The sequence below is a fragment of the Pseudomonas tritici genome, assembly GCF_014268275.3.
Lineage (GTDB): Bacteria > Pseudomonadota > Gammaproteobacteria > Pseudomonadales > Pseudomonadaceae > Aquipseudomonas > Aquipseudomonas tritici.
On sequence record NZ_CP077084.1, the window covers coordinates 2,043,471 to 2,061,461 of the forward strand.

The 17,991-nt window shown below is 61.4% G+C and carries 15 protein-coding genes; 11 read left to right on the top strand and 4 right to left on the bottom strand.

Features of this window, described 5'->3' with window-relative positions; all coding sequences use genetic code 11:
• The first annotated feature begins 143 nt into the window (after positions 1–143).
• From HU722_RS09125 to HU722_RS09150, 6 genes are read left to right on the top strand one after another with little or no spacing between them, the layout of a single operon-like run.
• On the top strand, positions 144–1,031 hold the full coding sequence (locus HU722_RS09125; protein ID WP_186753005.1) for a proline iminopeptidase-family hydrolase: 888 nt from the start codon (positions 144–146) through the stop codon (positions 1,029–1,031).
• Between the two features lie 3 nt (positions 1,032–1,034).
• Positions 1,035–1,982: an ABC transporter permease gene (locus tag HU722_RS09130; RefSeq protein ID WP_065874912.1), complete on the top strand. Its 948-nt coding sequence runs from the start codon at positions 1,035–1,037 to the stop codon at positions 1,980–1,982.
• Complete coding sequence (locus HU722_RS09135; protein ID WP_186753004.1) at positions 1,979–2,836, top strand: ABC transporter permease; 858 nt, start codon at positions 1,979–1,981, stop codon at positions 2,834–2,836. The genes HU722_RS09130 and HU722_RS09135 overlap by 4 nt, the downstream gene beginning before the upstream one ends.
• Positions 2,833–3,789 (top strand): ABC transporter ATP-binding protein, encoded by a 957-nt coding sequence (locus HU722_RS09140; protein ID WP_186753003.1) that lies wholly within the window; start codon positions 2,833–2,835, stop codon positions 3,787–3,789. The genes HU722_RS09135 and HU722_RS09140 overlap by 4 nt, the downstream gene beginning before the upstream one ends.
• Positions 3,786–4,757: an ABC transporter ATP-binding protein gene (locus tag HU722_RS09145; RefSeq protein ID WP_065882328.1), complete on the top strand. Its 972-nt coding sequence runs from the start codon at positions 3,786–3,788 to the stop codon at positions 4,755–4,757. Before HU722_RS09140 ends, HU722_RS09145 begins: the two co-directional genes overlap by 4 nt.
• Positions 4,758–4,792: 35 nt before the next feature.
• Positions 4,793–6,307, top strand: coding sequence for an ABC transporter substrate-binding protein (locus tag HU722_RS09150; RefSeq protein ID WP_065882329.1), 1,515 nt, complete (start codon positions 4,793–4,795; stop codon positions 6,305–6,307).
• Positions 6,308–6,443: 136 nt separating this feature from the next.
• On the opposite strand, the gene HU722_RS09155 is transcribed toward HU722_RS09150, so the two are convergent.
• The 4 genes from HU722_RS09155 to HU722_RS09170 form a co-directional block, all read right to left on the bottom strand.
• On the bottom strand, positions 6,444–7,184 hold the full coding sequence (locus HU722_RS09155; protein ID WP_186753002.1) for a YciK family oxidoreductase: 741 nt from the start codon (positions 7,182–7,184) through the stop codon (positions 6,444–6,446).
• A gap of 203 nt (positions 7,185–7,387) precedes the next feature.
• Positions 7,388–8,059, bottom strand: coding sequence for an N-acetylmuramic acid 6-phosphate phosphatase MupP (gene mupP / locus HU722_RS09160; protein ID WP_065874921.1), 672 nt, complete (start codon positions 8,057–8,059; stop codon positions 7,388–7,390).
• Positions 8,060–8,063: 4 nt separating this feature from the next.
• Entirely contained in the window at positions 8,064–8,762 is a 699-nt protein-coding gene (gene ubiG, locus HU722_RS09165; protein ID WP_017734479.1) for a bifunctional 2-polyprenyl-6-hydroxyphenol methylase/3-demethylubiquinol 3-O-methyltransferase UbiG, read from the bottom strand.
• A 64-nt stretch (positions 8,763–8,826) separates the two neighbouring features.
• Positions 8,827–10,158, bottom strand: coding sequence for a TRZ/ATZ family hydrolase (locus HU722_RS09170; protein WP_065910430.1), 1,332 nt, complete (start codon positions 10,156–10,158; stop codon positions 8,827–8,829).
• A 108-nt stretch (positions 10,159–10,266) separates the two neighbouring features.
• On the opposite strand from HU722_RS09170, the gene mtnA reads away from it, so the two are divergent.
• The 5 genes from mtnA (at position 10,267) to hisC (ending at position 17,964) form a co-directional block, all read left to right on the top strand.
• On the top strand, positions 10,267–11,337 hold the full coding sequence (gene mtnA, locus HU722_RS09175; protein WP_186753001.1) for an S-methyl-5-thioribose-1-phosphate isomerase: 1,071 nt from the start codon (positions 10,267–10,269) through the stop codon (positions 11,335–11,337).
• Between the two features lie 424 nt (positions 11,338–11,761).
• Positions 11,762–14,431 (top strand): DNA gyrase subunit A, encoded by a 2,670-nt coding sequence (gene gyrA / locus HU722_RS09180; RefSeq protein WP_065874927.1) that lies wholly within the window; start codon positions 11,762–11,764, stop codon positions 14,429–14,431.
• 231 nt (positions 14,432–14,662) lie between these two features.
• Positions 14,663–15,748: a 3-phosphoserine/phosphohydroxythreonine transaminase gene (gene serC / locus HU722_RS09185; protein WP_186753000.1), complete on the top strand. Its 1,086-nt coding sequence runs from the start codon at positions 14,663–14,665 to the stop codon at positions 15,746–15,748.
• Positions 15,748–16,842: a prephenate dehydratase gene (pheA, locus tag HU722_RS09190; protein ID WP_186752999.1), complete on the top strand. Its 1,095-nt coding sequence runs from the start codon at positions 15,748–15,750 to the stop codon at positions 16,840–16,842. Before serC ends, pheA begins: the two co-directional genes overlap by 1 nt.
• A 9-nt stretch (positions 16,843–16,851) precedes the next feature.
• Complete coding sequence (gene hisC, locus HU722_RS09195) at positions 16,852–17,964, top strand: histidinol-phosphate transaminase (RefSeq protein WP_186752998.1); 1,113 nt, start codon at positions 16,852–16,854, stop codon at positions 17,962–17,964.
• Positions 17,965–17,991 lie beyond the last annotated feature (27 nt).

Genomic DNA, 17,991 nt, shown 5'->3' on the forward strand with positions numbered 1-17,991 from the left:
AGTAGAATGCCACGCCCCGGCGAAGGACTGCCAGGCCCAAACCTATAAGAAATGCTAGGTTATGGACGCGCGGCATCCTCGGTAGTGTTGGCCTGATAAACGGCCGCTACCTGCCAGGCCGACACAACACAAGGAATGTATGCATGTGGCGTGAAGTTGCCCCCGACCAGCAGTACAACGTGCAAGTCGACGGCCATGACCTCGTGGTCTACAGCTTCGGCGAAGGCGATGAGGTGCTGTTGTGCCTCAACGGCGGGCCCGGCCTGCCGTGTGACTACTTGCGCGACGCCCATGGCTGGCTCAAAGACCATAACCTGCGAGTGGTTGCATTCGACCAGCTTGGCACGGGCGCATCAGCCAGACCGACCGACGTTTCGCTGTGGGAAATCGGCCGTTATGTCGAAGAAGTCGAAACCGTGCGCCAGGCACTGGGCCTGGGCCGCGTGCATTTGCTCGGGCATTCCTGGGGCGGCTGGCTCGGTATCGAATACGCCATCCATTACCCCGATGTGCTGAAAAGCCTGATCCTCGAAAACACCGTGGGTGACATTCCACACCTGTCCCAAGAGCTGGAACGCCTGCGCGGCGCCCTTGGCAGCGAAACCGTTGCCATGATGCAACGCCATGAAGCCATGGGCACCCTCGACCACCCGCAGTACCAGGCCGCGATCACCTTGCTCAACTATCGCCACGTGTGCCGTCTCGACGAATGGCCCGCGCCGGTCAAGCGATCCCTCGACGACTGGAGCATGGGCCCCTACGAAACCATGCAGGGCCCCAACGAATTCCTCTACATCGGCAACCTCAAGGACTGGAACCGCATCCCTGAGATGGCCGCTTTCAAGATGCCCATGCTGATCACCACCGGCCAGCACGACGAACTCACCCCGGCCTGCGCCCTGCGCATGAAGATGGCGGCCAAACACGCCGAATTGCACGTATTTCCCAACAGCAGCCATATGCCCTTTTATGAGGAACCCCAGGCGTATTTCCCGGTGTTGCTGGACTTCCTCGCACGTCACCGAGGCTGACGGATGAACCTGGCGCGTTATCGTTTTGTGCTGTCCCGGCCGCTGCAATTGCTGCCGGTGCTGTTTGGCATCAGCCTGATCACCTTTGTGCTGGTGCGCTCGATCCCCGGCGACCCGGCGCGCGCGCTGCTGGGTTCGCGCAGCACGCCCGACGCGTTGCTGAAAATCCGCGCCCAGTTCGGCCTCGACCAGCCTTTGTGGCTGCAATATTTCTACTTCCTGAAAAACCTGCTCAAGGGCGACCTCGGCCAATCGCTGCTGTACAAGGTCGACGCGCTCAAGCTGATCGTCACGCGCATCGAGCCGACGCTGGTGCTGGTGCTCGGCAGCGTGGTGCTGGCGCTGCTGATCGCGGTGCCGCTGGCCACCGTGGCCGCGCGTAACAAAGGTGGCTGGGCGGATAACCTGATTCGCGTGTTCACTACGGTTGGCCTGGGCATGCCGGCGTTCTGGCTGGGCTTGATGTTGATCTTGTTGCTGAGTGTGCAGTGGGGGCTGTTTCCGGTGTCGGGTTACGGGCGGACCTGGCTGGACAAGGCGCACCACATGGTTCTGCCGTGCCTGACGATCGCCCTGGCCCTGTCGGCGGTGCTGGTGCGCAACCTGCGGGCGAGCATGTTGATGGAGTTGCAAGCCGACCACGTTACCGCCGCCCGGGCGCGCGGGGTGTCGGAAGCCGCGGTGTTTCGCCGCCATGTGCTGCCCAATTCCCTGGTACCGGCCGTTAACCTGCTGGCGGTGAATATCGGCTGGTTGATCAGCGGCACGGTGGTGATCGAAAGCCTGTTCGCCATTCCCGGCATCGGCCAGTTGCTGGTGCGCGGCATCTTCACGCGCGACTACATGGTTGTGCAGGGCGTGGCCATGGTGCTGGCGTGCGCGACCGTGGTGGTCAACTTCCTGGCTGACGTGGCCACTGTCGCCCTCGACCCTCGGGTGAAGATGCAATGAGCACTCGCCCCTTGATTGCCCCATGGCGTTTGCGTCTGCGGTTTGGTTTTCGCAACGGCCGGCTGACCGCTGCGTGGGGTCTGTTGATTCTGCTGGTGTGGTTGGCGCTGGCGCTGTTTGCGCCGTGGATCGCGCCTTACGACCCGATTGCGCAAAACACGGATTTCAGCCTGCTCGGCCCAAGCCTTGCCCATCCCTTCGGCACGGACAACTATGGTCGAGACATTCTGTCGAGGGTGATCTGGGGCGCTCGCATCGACTTGCAACTGGCGATCGTCGGGGTGATCTTTCCGTTCCTGATCGGCACCTTTGTCGGCGCGGTTTCAGGCTATATCGGTGGGCGTTTCGACAGCTTCTGCATGCGCGTGATCGATGTGATCCTGGCGTTTCCGTTCCTGGTGCTGATGCTGGCGATCATGGCCATTCTCGGGCCCGGCTTGAAGAGTTTCTATATCGCCATGGCGCTGGTGGGCTGGGTGTCTTACGCGCGGCTGATCCGTTCGCAGATCCTGGTGCTCAAGGAAAGCGACTTCGCCCTGGCCGCCAAGAGCCTGGGCTTTGGCCATGGGCGGATTCTGTTCCGGCATCTGCTGCCGAATGCGATGTTCGGCTCGATTGTGTTTTCCATGTCTGACGCGGTGCTGGTGCTGCTCAATGGCGCCGCTGTGAGCTACCTGGGCCTGGGCGTGCAACCGCCGACCGCCGAATGGGGCACGATGGTGGCCGAGGGGCAAGCCTTTATCACGACTGCCTGGTGGATTTGCACCTTTCCGGGGCTGGCCATCGTGACGCTGGCCATGGGCTTCAGCTTGCTGGCTGATGGCGTGGCGCAAGTGCTGGGGGATCGCTCATGAGCCTGCTGCAAGTACGCGACCTCAGCGTGATTGCCAACAATACCGGGCGTGATGTGACCCTGGTCGACCGGGTGTCCTTCGACCTGGCTGAAGGTGAAATCCTCGGCCTGGTCGGGGAGAGTGGCTCAGGCAAGACCATGGCGTGTCGCGGCCTGATGCGCCTGTTGCCGTCGCCTGCGCTGCGCGTGCAAGGCGGCACGGTTCGGTTGGCCGGCCAGGATCTGCTGCAACTCGATGACGCTGGCATGCGTGCCGTGCGCGGCGGTCAACTGGGCATGATCTTCCAGAACCCCAGCAGCCACCTCGACCCGCTGATGCGTATCGGCGAGCAGATTGCAGAGGGCATTCGCCTGCACCAAGGTGCGTCAAAAAAAGACGCGCGGCTGCAAGCCATCGAGGTGTTGCGCCAGGTTGGAATCCCCGATCCCCAAGCGCGGGTCGACAACTACCCCCACCAGTTTTCCGGCGGCATGCGCCAGCGCGCGATGATCGCTGTGGCCCTGGGCTGTAACCCCAAAGTGCTGATCGCCGACGAGCCGACCACGGCCCTGGATGTGACGGTGCAGGCGCAAATCCTGCGGTTGCTGCTGGAGCTGCGTGATAAACGCGGTCTGGCGATCATCATGATTACCCACGACCTTGGCGTGGTTGCGCAAACCTGCGACGCCATCGCCGTGATGTACGCCGGGCGCCTGTGCGAACACGGCAGCAAATACGAGCTGTTGGCGCATCCGCAACACCCGTACACCGCTGGCCTGATCGACTGCCAGCCCGCCCACAGCAGCGGCCACGCCTTGCTGCGCACGATTCCCGGGCAGCCGCCGTTGCTGGACGCCTTGCCCGCCGGCTGCCGGTTCAACCCGCGTTGCCCGCAGGTCGGCGCCTTGTGCACCGAATTGCTGCCGGAGGGCGCGCGAGTCGCCTGTCATTACCCTTTGGGAGCGCCCCCATGAGCCTGTTACAGATCAAGGACCTTGAGGTGAAGTTTGCCGCGTCCGGCACGGGTTTGTTCGGCCTGAACAAGCAGTGGGTGAGGGCGGTGAACGGCGTGTCGCTGGACCTGGCGGCGGGTGAAACCCTCGGGTTGGTCGGCGAGTCTGGCAGCGGCAAAAGCACCTTGGGCCGGGCGGTTTTGCACCTCAACCCGATCAGCGCCGGGCAGGTGTTGTTTGATGGCATCGACATGGCCCAAGGCAGCGCCATCGACATCACCCGCCTGCGCCATGAAACCGCAATGATCTTCCAGGACCCGTACGCCGCACTGAATCCACGCCACACCATCGGTGACACCATCGCCGAAGTGTTGCGCGTGCAGCGCAAGGTGGCGCCGGATCAGATCCCCGCTCGCGTCAACGAGCTGCTCGACCTGGTCGGGCTGCGCCCCGAACTCGCCAGCCGCAAACCCGGCTCCCTCAGTGGCGGCCAATGCCAGCGCGTCGGCATTGCCCGGGCATTGGCGGTAGAGCCACGGCTGATCATCGCCGATGAATGTGTGGCGGCGCTGGATGTGTCGATCCAGGGCCAGATCATCAACCTGCTGCTGGAACTGCAACAGCGTATGAACCTGGCGATCCTGTTTATCGCCCATGACCTGGCCATCGTGCGGCGCCTGTGCGACCGCGTGGCGGTGATGTACCTGGGCAAGATCGTCGAGGAAGGGCCGGTGGAAGCGGTCTTCACTGCGCCTCGGCATCCTTACACGGCGGCCTTGATCCAGGCGATTCCAGAGATTGATCCGCATCGGCCGTTGCCTACGGAGCCCTTGCCGGGTGAGCCACCCAGCCCGTTGAATTTGCCTACCGGTTGCGCCTTTCACCCGCGTTGCCGGCACGCCCGAGCCATGTGTTCCGAGGTGTTGCCGCCCACGCATTTCCTGCACGAGCATCGATACAGTTGCGTGCTTGAAGAACCTTTGATTTGACCCTTACCTGCCATTCATTAACAAGGAGTTGTGATATGCAAACGCGCCACTTGAAGTTGCTCGCCGCCGCTACGTTGACCGCTTGGTCCCTGACTGCCGGGTTGGCACATGCCGCCGGCGTCCTGACCATCGGCTGCCGTGAGGACAGCACCACGTTCGACCCGATCAAAAGCGCGCAAAACCGCGACACGTGGGTATTCGCCAACGTCTACGACACCCTGGTACGCGTCGACAACCTGGGCACCAAGATGGAGCCGGGGCTGGCAGAAAGCTGGGACATCTCCAAGGATGGCCTGACCTACACCTTCAAACTGCGCGACGCGAAGTTCTCGGATGGCTCGCCGATCACCGCTGAGGATGCGGCGTTCAGCCTGTTGCGTATCCGCGACAACAAAGCCTCGCTGTGGGCTGATCCGTTCAACTTGATCAACACCGCCAAGGCGGCCGACCCGAAAACCCTGGTGGTCACCCTCAAGACGCCGGCTGTAGCTTTTCTCTCGCAATTGGCGTCGCCGACGGTGTCGATCCTGTCGGAAAAAGCCATGACCAAAATGGGCGAAGACGCCTACTCGGAAAACCCGGTGACCTCCGGCGCGTTTACCGTAGACGAGTGGCGCAAGGGTGATCGCGTCATCCTGAAAAAGAACCCGAACTTCTGGCAGGCCAAGAACGTCAGCCTGGATGGCGTGGAGTGGGTCTCCGTCACCGACGACAACACGCGTATGCGCATGGTGCAAAACAACGAGCTGGACACGGCGATCTTCGTACCGTTCTCCCGCGTTGAAGAGCTGAAGAAAGACAAGAACGTGGTGATCCACTCCGACCCGTCCACCCGCGAAGATCACCTGTTGATCAACCACGCTCACGGCCTGCTGGCCAAGCAGGAAGTACGCGAGGCGCTGGATATGGCCATCGATAAACAATCGCTGGTGAAAACCGCCACTTACGGTCAAGGCACTGTGGCCTATTCCTACATCCCGAAAGGTTCGCTGTTCCACTACGCCAACAACCTGCAACGCCCGTATGACCCGACGGCCGCCAAGAAACTGCTGGAGGCTGCGGGTGCCAAGGACTTGAAGCTCAACTACGTGGTCAACGCCGGCAACGAAGCCGACGAGCAGATTGCGGTGATCATCAAGGACCAGTTGGCCAAGGTCGGCGTGACCGCCAACCTGCAAAAGGTCGACCCGACCCAAAGCTGGCAGATGCTGGTGGACGGTGAATACGACATTTCGGTGATGTACTGGACCAACGACATCCTCGACCCGGACCAGAAGACCACCTTCGTACTGGGGCACGACACCAACCAGAACTACATGACCCGTTACAAGAATGACAAGGTCAAGGATTTAGTGGCAGCCGCGCGGATCGAGGCCGACCCGGCCAAGCGTGAGCAGATGTATGTGGAATTGCAGAAACTGGCGAAACAGGACGTGAACTGGATCGACTTGTACTACAGCCCGTACATCAACATCTCACGCAAGAATGTGAGCAACTTCCTGCAAAACCCGTTGGGGCGTTTCACGCTTGAGGAAGTGGTGAAAAACTAATATTTCCAAGACAACACACATCAAATGTGGGAGCGGGCTTGCTCGCGAAGGCAGTGGATCAGCCAATGAATCTGTTGACTGACACACCGCCTTCGCGAGCAAGCCCGCTCCCACATTTAGTTCTGCTGCATGCCTGTTATTGCGCGTCAAACGCCTGCCCACTGATCCCGGTGCTGTCCGGCCCCATCAGGTACAAATACACCGGCATGATCTCTTCCGGCGCGGGCCGTTCCATCGGGTTTTCCCCCGGATACGCCTGGGCCCGCATGCTGGTGCGGGTACCGCCCGGGTTGATGCTGTTAGCGCGTACCGCCGCCACGTCTTCGAGCTCGTCGGCCAAGGTCTGCATCAGGCCCTCAGTGGCAAACTTCGACACACCGTAAGCCCCCCAATACGCCCGGCCTTTGCGCCCGACGCTGCTGGAGGTGAACACCACCGACGCATCCTGGGACAGCTTGAGCAGCGGCAGTAGGGTGCTGGTCAGCATGAACATCGCGTTGACGTTCACGTGCATCACGCGCATGAAATTCTCACCGGACAACTGCTCGATCGGCGTGCGTGGGCCGATGATCGACGCGTTGTGCAGCAGGCCGTCGAGGTGGCCGAATTCTTTCTCGATCATCGCGGCCAGGTCATCGTATTGATGGGGCAGGGCGGTTTCCAGGTTGAACGGAATCACCACCGGTTGCGGGTGGCCTGCGGCTTCGATTTCGTCATACACCTGAGCCAGATTGGCTTCGGTCTTGCCCAGCAACAGCACAGTGGCGCCATGGGCGGCATAGGTTTTTGCCGCTGCCGCGCCAATCCCGCGACCGGCGCCGGTCACCAGGATGATGCGGCCTTTGAGCAGGTCTGGACGTGCGGAGTAATCAAACATAAATAGCCTCGACAGAATTCAGCAGGTTACAAACACCACGCTTGAGAACAGTGGAGATCCCCTGTGGGAGCGGCGGTTCGACGCTTCGACTTGCTCGCGAAGGCGGAGGGTCAGTCAATAAATGTGTTGAATGAAACATCGCCTTCGCGAGCAAGCCCGCTCCCACATTTGGATCTTCACTGGTCAGCGGGATCGGCAAACAATCAGCAACTGCACAGCGCGTTATCCAGCACCTTGCGCAGCTCCAGTGGGTGATCCACCACGACATCGGCGCCCCAATGACGCGGGTTGTCGTCCGGGTGGATGTAGCCGTAAGTGACCGCCGCCGTGCGGGTGCCGGCATCACGGCCGGATTCGATATCGCGCAGGTCATCGCCCACGAACAACACGCTGGCCGGGTCCAGGCCGAGCATCTTGCACGCCAGGATCATTGGCTCCGGGTCCGGCTTGCTGTTTTTCACATGGTCCGGGCAGATCAGCAGCGCCGAACGCTCGGCCAGGCCCAGTTGCTGCATGATCGGTTCGGCAAACCGCAGCGGCTTGTTGGTGACCACGCCCCAGATCAAATGGGCCTTCTCGATGTCTTCGAGCAACTCGGCCATGCCATCGAACAGTTTGCTATGGACCGCGCAGCCCTTGACGTAGCGCTCCAGGAACTCCAAGCGCAATGCTTCAAAACCTGGGGATTCCGGGTCCATCGAAAAGGTCACGGCGACCATCGCCCGCGCACCGCCGGAGATTTCATCGCGGATGTGCTGGTCGTTGATCGGCGCCAGGCCGCGATCGGCGCGCATGGCCTGGCAGATGGCGATGAAGTCCGGCGCGGTGTCCAGCAAGGTACCGTCCATATCGAAGAGAACCGCTCGCAACTTCACAGGCTTACTCCTCGCGCAGGGTCTGGATCATGTAGTTGACGTCCACGTCGCTGGCCAGCTTGTAGTGCTTGGTCAGCGGGTTGTAGGTCAGGCCAATGATGTCCTTGACGGTCAGCCCGGCCTGGCGGCTCCAGGCGCCCAGCTCGGACGGGCGGATGAATTTCTTGAAGTCATGGGTGCCGCGCGGCAGCAGCTTCATGATGTATTCCGCGCCGATGATCGCGAACAGGTAGGCCTTGGGGTTGCGGTTGATGGTGGAGAAAAACACCTGGCCGCCCGGCTTGACCATACGGAAGCAGGCACGGATCACCGAGGACGGGTCCGGCACGTGCTCGAGCATCTCGAGGCAGGTGACCACATCGAACTGCTCGGGCATTTCTTCGGCCAGGTCTTCGGCGGTGATCTGGCGGTATTCGACGTTAACGCCGGATTCCAACTGGTGCAGTTGGGCGACGGCCAATGGCGCTTCGCCCATGTCGATGCCCATCACGGTCGCGCCGCGCTGCGCCATGGCTTCGCTGAGGATGCCGCCGCCGCAACCGACATCCAGAACCTTCTTGCCGGCCAGGTTGACGCGCTCGTCAATCCAGTTGACGCGCAGCGGGTTGATGTCGTGCAGGGGCTTGAACTCGCTCTCGCGGTCCCACCAGCGGTGAGCCAGGGCTTCGAATTTGGCGATTTCGGCGTGGTCGACGTTGCTCATGGTGAATCCTCTAAATCTGATAAAACGGTTGGCCGTTTCTGAACGTCAGGGTTCAAAACCGGCGTTATTCGCTGTGCCCGCTGATGCGTTGGCCCCAGGCAATGGCCGTGGCGGTCAACTGTTGTTCATCCATGCGGGTCAATTGCCGGTCGTCGAGCAACTGCTTGCCGGCGACCCAAAGGTGTTTCACACAATCGCGTCCGGTGGCATATATAAGCTGTGAGACCGGATCGTAGATCGGTTGTTGCGCCAGCCCCGACAGATCGAAGGCGACCATATCCGCCGCCTTGCCCACTTCCAGTGAGCCAATCTCGCTTTCCAGGCCCATGGCCCGCGCGCCATTGAGCGTCGCCATGCGCAGGGCGCGGTGGGCATCCAGCGCGGTGGCTGAACCGGCGACGGCCTTGGCCAGCATCGCGGCGGTGCGGGTTTCGCCCAGCAGGTCGAGGTCATTGTTGCTGGCGGCGCCATCGGTGCCGATGGCCACATTGACGCCAGCCTGCCACAACCGCTCCACCGGGCAAAAGCCGCTGGCCAGTTTCAGGTTCGATTCCGGGCAATGGATGATGCTGGTGTTGCTTTCTACCAGCAAAGCCAAGTCGTCCTCGCTGATTTGGGTCATATGAACGGCCTGGAAGCGCGGGCCCAGCAGGCCGAGTCGGCCCAGGCGTGCCAGTGGGCGCTCGCCGGTCTGTTCGACAGCTTGCTGCACTTCAAAGGCGGTTTCGTGAACATGCATATGGATCGCAGCGTCCAGCTCCTCGGCGATTACCCGGATCTTTTCCAGATTGTCGTCGCACACCGTGTAGGGCGCGTGCGGGCCGAAGGTGATTTTGATGCGCGGGTGGTGCTTGAGGTCGCCGAACAGCTCGACACCCTGGCGGATCGCTTCATCGGCGGTGCTGGCACCGGGGATCGGGAAGTCGAGGATCGGAATCGCGATCTGCGCGCGCATGCCGCTGTTGTGCACGCAGTCACTGGCGACCTTGGGGTAGAAGTACATGTCGGAAAAGCAGGTGATACCACCTTTGAGCTGTTCGGCGATTGCCAGGTCGGTGCCATCACGCACAAAGGCTTCATCGACCCACTTGGCTTCGGCGGGCCAGATGTGTTTTTCCAGCCAGGTCATCAGTGGCAAATCGTCGGCCAGGCCGCGAAACAGGCTCATCGCCGCGTGCCCGTGGGCGTTGATCAGGCCGGGGCTGAGCAGCATGCCTGGCAGTTCGCGCACTTCGTTGGCCGAAAGCTTCAAGGCCGCGGCCCGTGGCCCGATAAAGGCAATGCGCCCATCGCGGATGCCCAGGCCATGTTCCTTGAGCACCACGCCAGCAGGTTCGACAGGTACCAGCCAGGTTGGCAGCAACAACAAGTCGAGCGGGGCGGCAGTGGCGGTCATCGCAGGCTTCTTCCCAGGCAGCTATAAAAGAAGGGCGAAGTATACCCGAGCGTCCTGGCTGGCGGATCGCTATAATCGGCGGCTTTGTTTATGAGTGCGGAGTAAGGGATGCGCGATCGACTGTTGGCAGCGGAGAAAGTGAAGGCCATCGATTGGCGTGATGGCGCGCTGTACCTGCTCGACCAGCGTGCCTTGCCGTCCCGGGAAAGCTGGGTGGCCTGCGTTACGGTCGATGAGGTGGCTGCAGCCATTCGTTCGATGGTGGTACGCGGTGCGCCGGCCATTGGTATCAGTGCCGCGTATGGCTTGGTGCTGGCGGCCCGCGATCGGATCGCCGAAGGCGGTGACTGGCAGGCAGCCTGGGAAGAAGACTACGCATTGTTAGCCGATACCCGACCGACCGCGTCGAATCTGTTCTGGGCACTAAAGCGCATGCGCGACCGCCTGGACCGCGTCAAGAAGCACGCCGATCCGCTGGCGGTGCTGGAAGCCGAAGCGATTGCGATCCACGAAAGCGACCGTGAAGCCAACCTGACCATGGCCCAACTGGGCGTCGATTTGATCCGCAAGCACCAGGGCAATGCCCAGGCGATCCTCACCCACGGCAACGCAGGCGCCCTGGCGACCGGCGGTGTGGGTACCGCGCTCGGCGTGATTCGCGCGGCCTACCTGGAAGGCATGGTCGAGCAGGTCTACGCTAATGAAACCCGGCCCTGGCTGCAAGGTTCGCGGTTGACCGCGTGGGAGTTGGCGGGCGAGGGCATCCCGGTGACGGTGAACGCCGACTCGGCCGGTGCGCATATCCTGAAGACCAAAGGCGTGACCTGGGTGATCGTCGGTGCTGACTGCATTGCCGCCAATGGTGATGTGATCGGCAAGATCGGCACCTACCAGCTGGCCGTGTGTGCGATGCACCACGGTGTGCGTTTCATGGTGGTGGCGCCGAGTTCGACGCTGGACATGATGATGGCCACTGGCGATGACGTTGCGCTGGAAGAGCGCGATGCCGGGGAGTTGCTGGAGGTGATGGGGCAGCGCCTTGAGGTTGCTGCGTTTAACCCGGTATTCGATGTCACGCCGGCTGATTTGATCGATGTGATCGTCACGGAGAAAGGCGTAGTCGAGCGGCCGGATACGGCCAAATTGGCCAAGTTGATGTGCCGTAAGCGCCTGCATTAGAAGTCTTGGCGCCTACCCGATCGCCCTCGCGAGCAAGCCTGCTCCCACATTTGACTTGTGAACACATTCAAAATGTGGGAGCGGGCTTGCTCGCGAATGGGCCTGTAAGTCAATAAAACGCTCGGATATACCCTCAAAAAATAGCACCACCCCACTTCTGAGCCCCTCTCGTCCCTCTCAAGCCTGTCATCCGTCAACTTACTATGCTCCATGCGCATCAGGGGGATAGGTGCGTGGCGGCGATTGTGATAACATCCGGCGGTTTCCAGGGTCGCCCCGAGGGGTGGCCCATAACGTGCAGATCCGTGTCATAACTCGTTGATTTGTCGTAAGTCGTTGTCAGGCACTCTGCCGGCAGCGGCGAGCTTCGTTCGTCCCATATGGATGTGACGAGGTTTCACCCGAAAAAGGAATCAGGCTTCTCATGGGCGAACTGGCCAAAGAAATCCTCCCGGTCAATATCGAAGACGAGCTGAAACAGTCCTACCTCGACTACGCGATGAGCGTAATTGTCGGTCGGGCACTGCCTGATGCGCGCGATGGCTTGAAGCCCGTGCACCGGCGTGTGCTGTTCGCGATGAGCGAGCTGGGTAACGACTGGAACAAGCCGTACAAGAAATCTGCCCGTGTTGTCGGTGACGTGATCGGTAAGTATCACCCTCACGGCGACACTGCGGTGTACGACACCATCGTTCGGATGGCCCAGCCGTTTTCCCTGCGCTACCTGCTGGTAGACGGCCAGGGTAACTTCGGTTCGGTCGACGGCGACAACGCCGCGGCCATGCGATACACCGAAGTGCGCATGACCAAGCTGGCGCACGAGCTGCTGGCCGACCTGCACAAAGAAACCGTGGACTGGGTGCCGAACTACGACGGCACCGAAATGATCCCGGCGGTCATGCCAACCCGTATTCCGAACCTGCTGGTCAACGGTTCCAGTGGTATTGCCGTGGGCATGGCCACCAACATCCCGCCGCACAACCTCGGTGAAGTCATCGACGGTTGCCTGGCCCTCATCGACAACCCTGAGCTGACCGTCGATGAGCTGATGCAATACATCCCCGGCCCGGACTTCCCGACCGCCGCGATCATCAACGGTCGCGCCGGCATCATCGAAGCCTACCGCACCGGTCGCGGCCGCATTTACATGCGCGCCCGCTCGATGATCGAAGACATCGACAAAGTCGGTGGCCGCCAGCAGATCGTCATCACCGAACTCCCGTACCAGCTGAACAAGGCGCGTCTGATCGAGAAGATCGCCGAGCTGGTCAAAGAGAAAAAGCTTGAAGGCATCACCGAACTGCGCGACGAGTCCGACAAAGACGGTATGCGCGTAGTGATCGAGCTGCGTCGTGGCGAAGTGCCAGAGGTGATCCTCAACAACCTCTACGCCCAGACCCAGCTGCAAAGCGTGTTTGGTATCAACGTAGTTGCACTGATCGACGGCCGCCCGCGCATCCTGAACCTCAAGGATCTGCTGGAAGCTTTTGTCCGTCACCGCCGCGAAGTCGTTACCCGCCGTACCGTGTTCGAACTGCGCAAGGCCCGCGAGCGCGGCCACATCCTGGAAGGCCAGGCGGTAGCGCTGTCGAACATCGACCCGGTCATCGCCCTGATCAAAGCCTCGCCGACCCCGTCTGAAGCTAAAGAAGCACTGATCAAGATGCCGTGGGAATCCAGCGCCGTAGTGGCGATGGTTGAGCGCGCTGGCGCCGACTCCTGCCGCCCAGAGACCCTGGACCCGCAATACGGTCTGCGTGACGGCAAGTATTTCCTGTCGCCGGAACAGGCCCAGGCCATCCTGGAATTGCGCCTGCACCGCCTGACCGGTCTTGAGCACGAGAAGCTGCTGGCCGAGTACCAGGAGATTCTCAACCAGATCGGCGAGCTGATCCGCATCCTCAACAGCGCTGTGCGCCTGATGGAAGTGATCCGCGAAGAACTGGAAGTGATCCGCGCCGAATACGGTGATGTGCGCCGCACCGAGATCCTCGATGCACGCCTCGACCTGACCCTGGGTGACATGATCCCGGAAGAAGAGCGCGTTGTGACCATCTCCCACGGTGGCTACGCCAAGACCCAGCCATTGGCTGCGTACCAGGCCCAGCGTCGTGGTGGTAAAGGTAAGTCGGCTACCGGCGTCAAGGATGAGGACTACATCGCTCACCTGCTGGTCGCCAATAGCCACACCACGCTGTTGCTGTTCTCCAGCAAAGGCAAAGTGTACTGGCTGAAAACCTACGAAATTCCGGAAGCCTCCCGCGCCGCCCGTGGTCGCCCACTGGTCAACCTGCTGCCGCTGGACAGTGATGAATACATCACCACCATGCTGCCGGTCGAGGAATACACCGAAGGTCACTTCATCTTCATGGCCACCGCCAAGGGCACCGTGAAGAAGACCCCGCTGGAATCCTTCAGCCGTCAACGCAGCGTGGGCCTGATCGCCCTGGAGCTGGACGAAGGCGACGTACTGATTTCGGCTGCCATCACCGATGGCGAGCGTGAAGTCATGCTGTTCTCCGACGGCGGTAAAGTAACGCGCTTCAAGGAATCCGACGTTCGCGCCATGGGCCGTACCGCCCGCGGTGTGCGCGGCATGCGTCTGCCAGAAGGGCAGAAGCTGATTTCGATGCTGATCCCGGAAGAAGGCAGCCAGATCCTCACCGCTTCCGAGCGTGGGTATGGCAAGCGTACCGCTATCAGCGAGTTCCCGGAGTACAAGCGTGGCGGCCAAGGTGTGATTGCCATGGTCAGCAACGACCGCAACGGCCGTCTGGTCGGCGCAGTCCAGGTGCTCGATGGCGAGGAAATCATGCTGATTTCCGACCAGGGCACCCTGGTACGTACCCGCGTGGCTGAAGTCTCGAGCCTGGGTCGTAACACCCAGGGCGTGACCCTGATCAAGCTGGCCAAGGACGAAAAACTGGTCGGCCTGGAGCGTGTCCAGGAACCGTCGGAAGTTGAAGGCGAAGAGCTGGAGGGCGACGAGCTTGAAGGTGAAGGCTTCGATGGCGAGGTGATTGCAGCCGGCGATGACAACGTCGACGAGCCAACCCTCGATGCAGCCGCAGACGAAGAAGAACCGCAGGAATAAGCGGACACACAGGGGGCGGATGAAGATTCGCCCCCTTGTTGTTTGTCCGGATGGAAATGTTGATACCCAAGCAGATTCCTTGTGGGAGCGGGCTTGCTCGCGAAGGCGGACTGACATTCACTACAAATGTCGGCTGTTAGATCGCTTTCGCGAGCAAGCCCGCTCCCACATTGGATCGGGTGTCGCCTGATATGTTTGCGTGACTACCACCAGATCAGAGTGAGATTGGATGTGAGCAAGAGAGCCTATAACTTCTGTGCCGGTCCCGCGGCGCTTCCTGAAGCAGTCCTGCAGCGTGCGCAGGGTGAACTCCTCGACTGGCATGGAAAAGGCCTCTCCGTGATGGAAATGAGCCATCGCAGCGATGAGTTTGTGTCCATCGCCACCAAGGCCGAGCAGGACCTGCGCGACTTGCTGGACATCCCTTCCGACTACAAAGTGCTGTTCCTGCAAGGCGGCGCCAGCCAGCAGTTCGCCCAGATCCCGCTGAACCTGCTGCCGGAAGACGGCACGGCCGACTATATCGACACCGGTATCTGGGGCCAGAAGGCGATTGAAGAGGCCTCGCGTTACGGTCACGTCAACGTGGCGGGCACCGCCAAGCCGTACGACTACTTCGCGATTCCCGGCCAGAACGAGTGGAAGCTGTCGAAGGACGCGGCCTACGTGCACTACGTAGCGAACGAAACCATCGGCGGCCTGGAATTCGACTGGGTGCCGGAAGTGGGCGACGTGCCGCTGGTGTGCGACATGTCTTCGGACATCCTCTCGCGCCCGATCGATGTGTCCAAGTACGGCATGATCTACGCCGGCGCGCAGAAGAACATCGGCCCGAGCGGCATCCTGGTCAACATCATCCGCGAAGACCTGCTCGGCCGTGCCCGCTCGCTGTGCCCGACCATGCTCAACTACAAGGTCGCGGCCGACAACGGCTCGATGTACAACACCCCGCCAGCGTTCGCCTGGTACCTGTCGGGCCTGGTGTTCGAGTGGCTGAAAGAGCAGGGCGGTGTGGTTGCCATGGGCAAGCGCAACGAAGAGAAGAAGCGCACCCTGTACGACTTCATCGACGCCAGCGGCCTCTACAGCAACCCGATCAACCTCACTGATCGCTCGTGGATGAACGTGCCGTTCCGCCTGGCGGACGACCGTCTGGACAAACCGTTCCTGGCCGGTGCCGACGCGCGCGGCCTGCTGAACCTCAAGGGCCACCGTTCGGTCGGTGGCATGCGCGCCTCCATCTACAACGCTGTCGACATCCACGCCATCAACGCGCTGGTTGCCTACATGGCAGAGTTCGAAAAGGAACACGGCTAATGTCTGAGCAAGAACTCAAGGCCCTGCGTGTACGCATTGACAGCCTGGACGAGAAAGTCCTGGAGCTGATCAGTGAGCGCGCGCGGTGCGCCCAGGAAGTGGCACGGGTGAAGATGGCGTCCCTGGCAGAAGGCGAAGTGCCGGTGTTCTACCGGCCTGAGCGTGAAGCCCAGGTGCTCAAGCGCGTGATGGAACGTAACAGGGGCCCGCTGGGCAACGAAGAGATGGCGCGGTTGTTCCGTGAAATCATGTCGTCATGCCTGGCGCTGGAGCAGCCGCTGAAAGTGGCGTACCTCGGCCCGGAAGGCACCTTCACGCAAGCGGCGGCCATGAAGCACTTCGGCCACGCAGTGATCAGCAAGCCGATGGCGGCGATCGACGAAGTGTTCCGTGAAGTGGCTGCCGGTGCGGTGAATTTTGGCGTGGTCCCGGTGGAAAACTCCACCGAAGGCGCGGTCAACCACACCCTGGACAGCTTCCTCGAGCACGACATGGTGATCTGCGGCGAAGTCGAGCTGCGTATCCACCACCATCTGCTGGTGGGCGAGAGCACCAAGACCGACAGTATCAGCCGCATCTATTCTCACGCCCAGTCCCTGGCGCAGTGCCGCAAGTGGCTGGACGCGCATTACCCGAATGTCGAGCGCGTGGCGGTTTCCAGCAACGCTGAAGCCGCCAAGCGGGTCAAGGGTGAGTGGAACTCGGCGGCCATCGCCGGCGATATGGCGGCGGGCCTGTATGGCCTGACGCGCCTGGCCGAGAAAATCGAGGATCGCCCGGACAACTCCACGCGTTTCCTGATGATCGGCAGCCAGGAAGTGCCGCCGACCGGCGACGACAAGACCTCGATCATCGTCTCCATGAGCAACAAGCCCGGCGCGCTGCATGAGCTGCTGGTGCCGTTCCACGACAACGGGATTGACCTGACGCGCATCGAGACTCGTCCTTCGCGCAGCGGTAAATGGACTTACGTGTTCTTTATCGACTTCATCGGCCATCACCGCGACCCACTGGTCAAGGGTGTGCTCGAGAAAATCAGTCAGGAAGCCGTGGCACTCAAGGTGCTGGGCTCTTACCCGAAAGCGGTTTTGTGAGGCGTTAACATGAGTGGCAACTTTCTCGCCCTGGCTCAGCCGGGCGTGCAACAACTGTCGCCTTACGTTCCGGGTAAGCCTGTGGACGAGTTGGCGCGTGAGTTGAATCTGGATCCTTCCAAGATCGTCAAATTGGCGAGTAACGAGAATCCGCTGGGCCCGAGCCCTAAAGTGCTCGCGGCGATTCGTGAAGAGCTGGCGGAGCTGACGCGCTATCCCGACGGCAATGGCTTTGCTCTAAAGTCGCTGCTGGCGCAGAAGTGCGGCGTCGAGCTGAACCAAGTGACGCTGGGCAACGGTTCCAACGACATTCTCGAGCTGGTCGGCCGTGCCTACCTGGCGCCTGGCCTGAATGCGGTGTTCAGCGAGCACGCGTTCGCGGTGTATCCAATTGTCACCCAGGCTGTCGGTGCGGATGCACGCATCATTCCTGCGAAGGACTGGGGCCACGACCTGCCGGCCATGCTGGCGGCCATCGATGCACAAACCCGCGTGGTGTTTATCGCCAACCCGAACAACCCGACCGGTACCTGGTTCGACGCCCAGGCGCTGAACGACTTCCTGCAAGACGTACCGGAACACGTGCTGGTGGTGCTGGACGAGGCGTACATCGAGTATGCCGAGGGCAGCGACCTGCCGGACGGCCTGGACTTCCTGGCGGCCTACCCAAACCTGCTGGTCTCGCGCACCTTCTCCAAGGCCTATGGCCTGGCGTCGCTGCGGGTTGGCTACGGTTTGTCCAGTGCGGTGGTTGCCGATGTGCTGAACCGCGTACGCCAACCCTTCAACGTCAACACCCTCGCGCTGGCGGCGGCCTGTGCGGCGGTGAAGGATACCGAGTACCTGGAAGAGAGCCGTCGCGTCAACGAAAGCGGCATGCTGCAATTGCAGGAAGGCTTCCGTGAGATGGGCCTGGGCTGGATTCCGTCCAAGGGCAACTTCATCTGCGTCGACCTCGGCCAAGTGGCCGCCCCGGTGTTCCAGGGTCTGCTGCGCGAAGGCGTGATCGTGCGTCCGGTGGCCAACTACGGCATGCCGAACCACCTGCGCATCACCATCGGTTTGCCAGCTGAAAACAGCCGCTTCCTGGAAGCGCTGGCCAAGGTCCTGGCCCGTGGTTGATGTCACCGCATTGCAACCTGCTGTGCC

Excerpts from the sequence above, each read along its gene's own strand:
- HU722_RS09145 (WP_065882328.1), top strand. The coding sequence starts at position 3,786 with ATGAGCCTGTTACAGATCAAGGACCTTGAGGTGAAGTTTGCCGCGTCC.
- ubiG (WP_017734479.1), bottom strand. The coding sequence starts at position 8,762 with ATGAGCAACGTCGACCACGCCGAAATCGCCAAATTCGAAGCCCTGGCT.
- HU722_RS09150 (WP_065882329.1), top strand. The coding sequence starts at position 4,793 with ATGCAAACGCGCCACTTGAAGTTGCTCGCCGCCGCTACGTTGACCGCT.
- HU722_RS09130 (WP_065874912.1), top strand. The coding sequence starts at position 1,035 with ATGAACCTGGCGCGTTATCGTTTTGTGCTGTCCCGGCCGCTGCAATTG.
- gyrA (WP_065874927.1), top strand. The coding sequence starts at position 11,762 with ATGGGCGAACTGGCCAAAGAAATCCTCCCGGTCAATATCGAAGACGAG.
- pheA (WP_186752999.1), top strand. The coding sequence starts at position 15,748 with ATGTCTGAGCAAGAACTCAAGGCCCTGCGTGTACGCATTGACAGCCTG.
- HU722_RS09135 (WP_186753004.1), top strand. The coding sequence starts at position 1,979 with ATGAGCACTCGCCCCTTGATTGCCCCATGGCGTTTGCGTCTGCGGTTT.
- HU722_RS09140 (WP_186753003.1), top strand. The coding sequence starts at position 2,833 with ATGAGCCTGCTGCAAGTACGCGACCTCAGCGTGATTGCCAACAATACC.
- hisC (WP_186752998.1), top strand. The coding sequence starts at position 16,852 with ATGAGTGGCAACTTTCTCGCCCTGGCTCAGCCGGGCGTGCAACAACTG.
- HU722_RS09155 (WP_186753002.1), bottom strand. The coding sequence starts at position 7,184 with ATGTTTGATTACTCCGCACGTCCAGACCTGCTCAAAGGCCGCATCATC.
- HU722_RS09125 (WP_186753005.1), top strand. The coding sequence starts at position 144 with ATGTGGCGTGAAGTTGCCCCCGACCAGCAGTACAACGTGCAAGTCGAC.
- mtnA (WP_186753001.1), top strand. The coding sequence starts at position 10,267 with ATGCGCGATCGACTGTTGGCAGCGGAGAAAGTGAAGGCCATCGATTGG.
- HU722_RS09170 (WP_065910430.1), bottom strand. The coding sequence starts at position 10,158 with ATGACCGCCACTGCCGCCCCGCTCGACTTGTTGTTGCTGCCAACCTGG.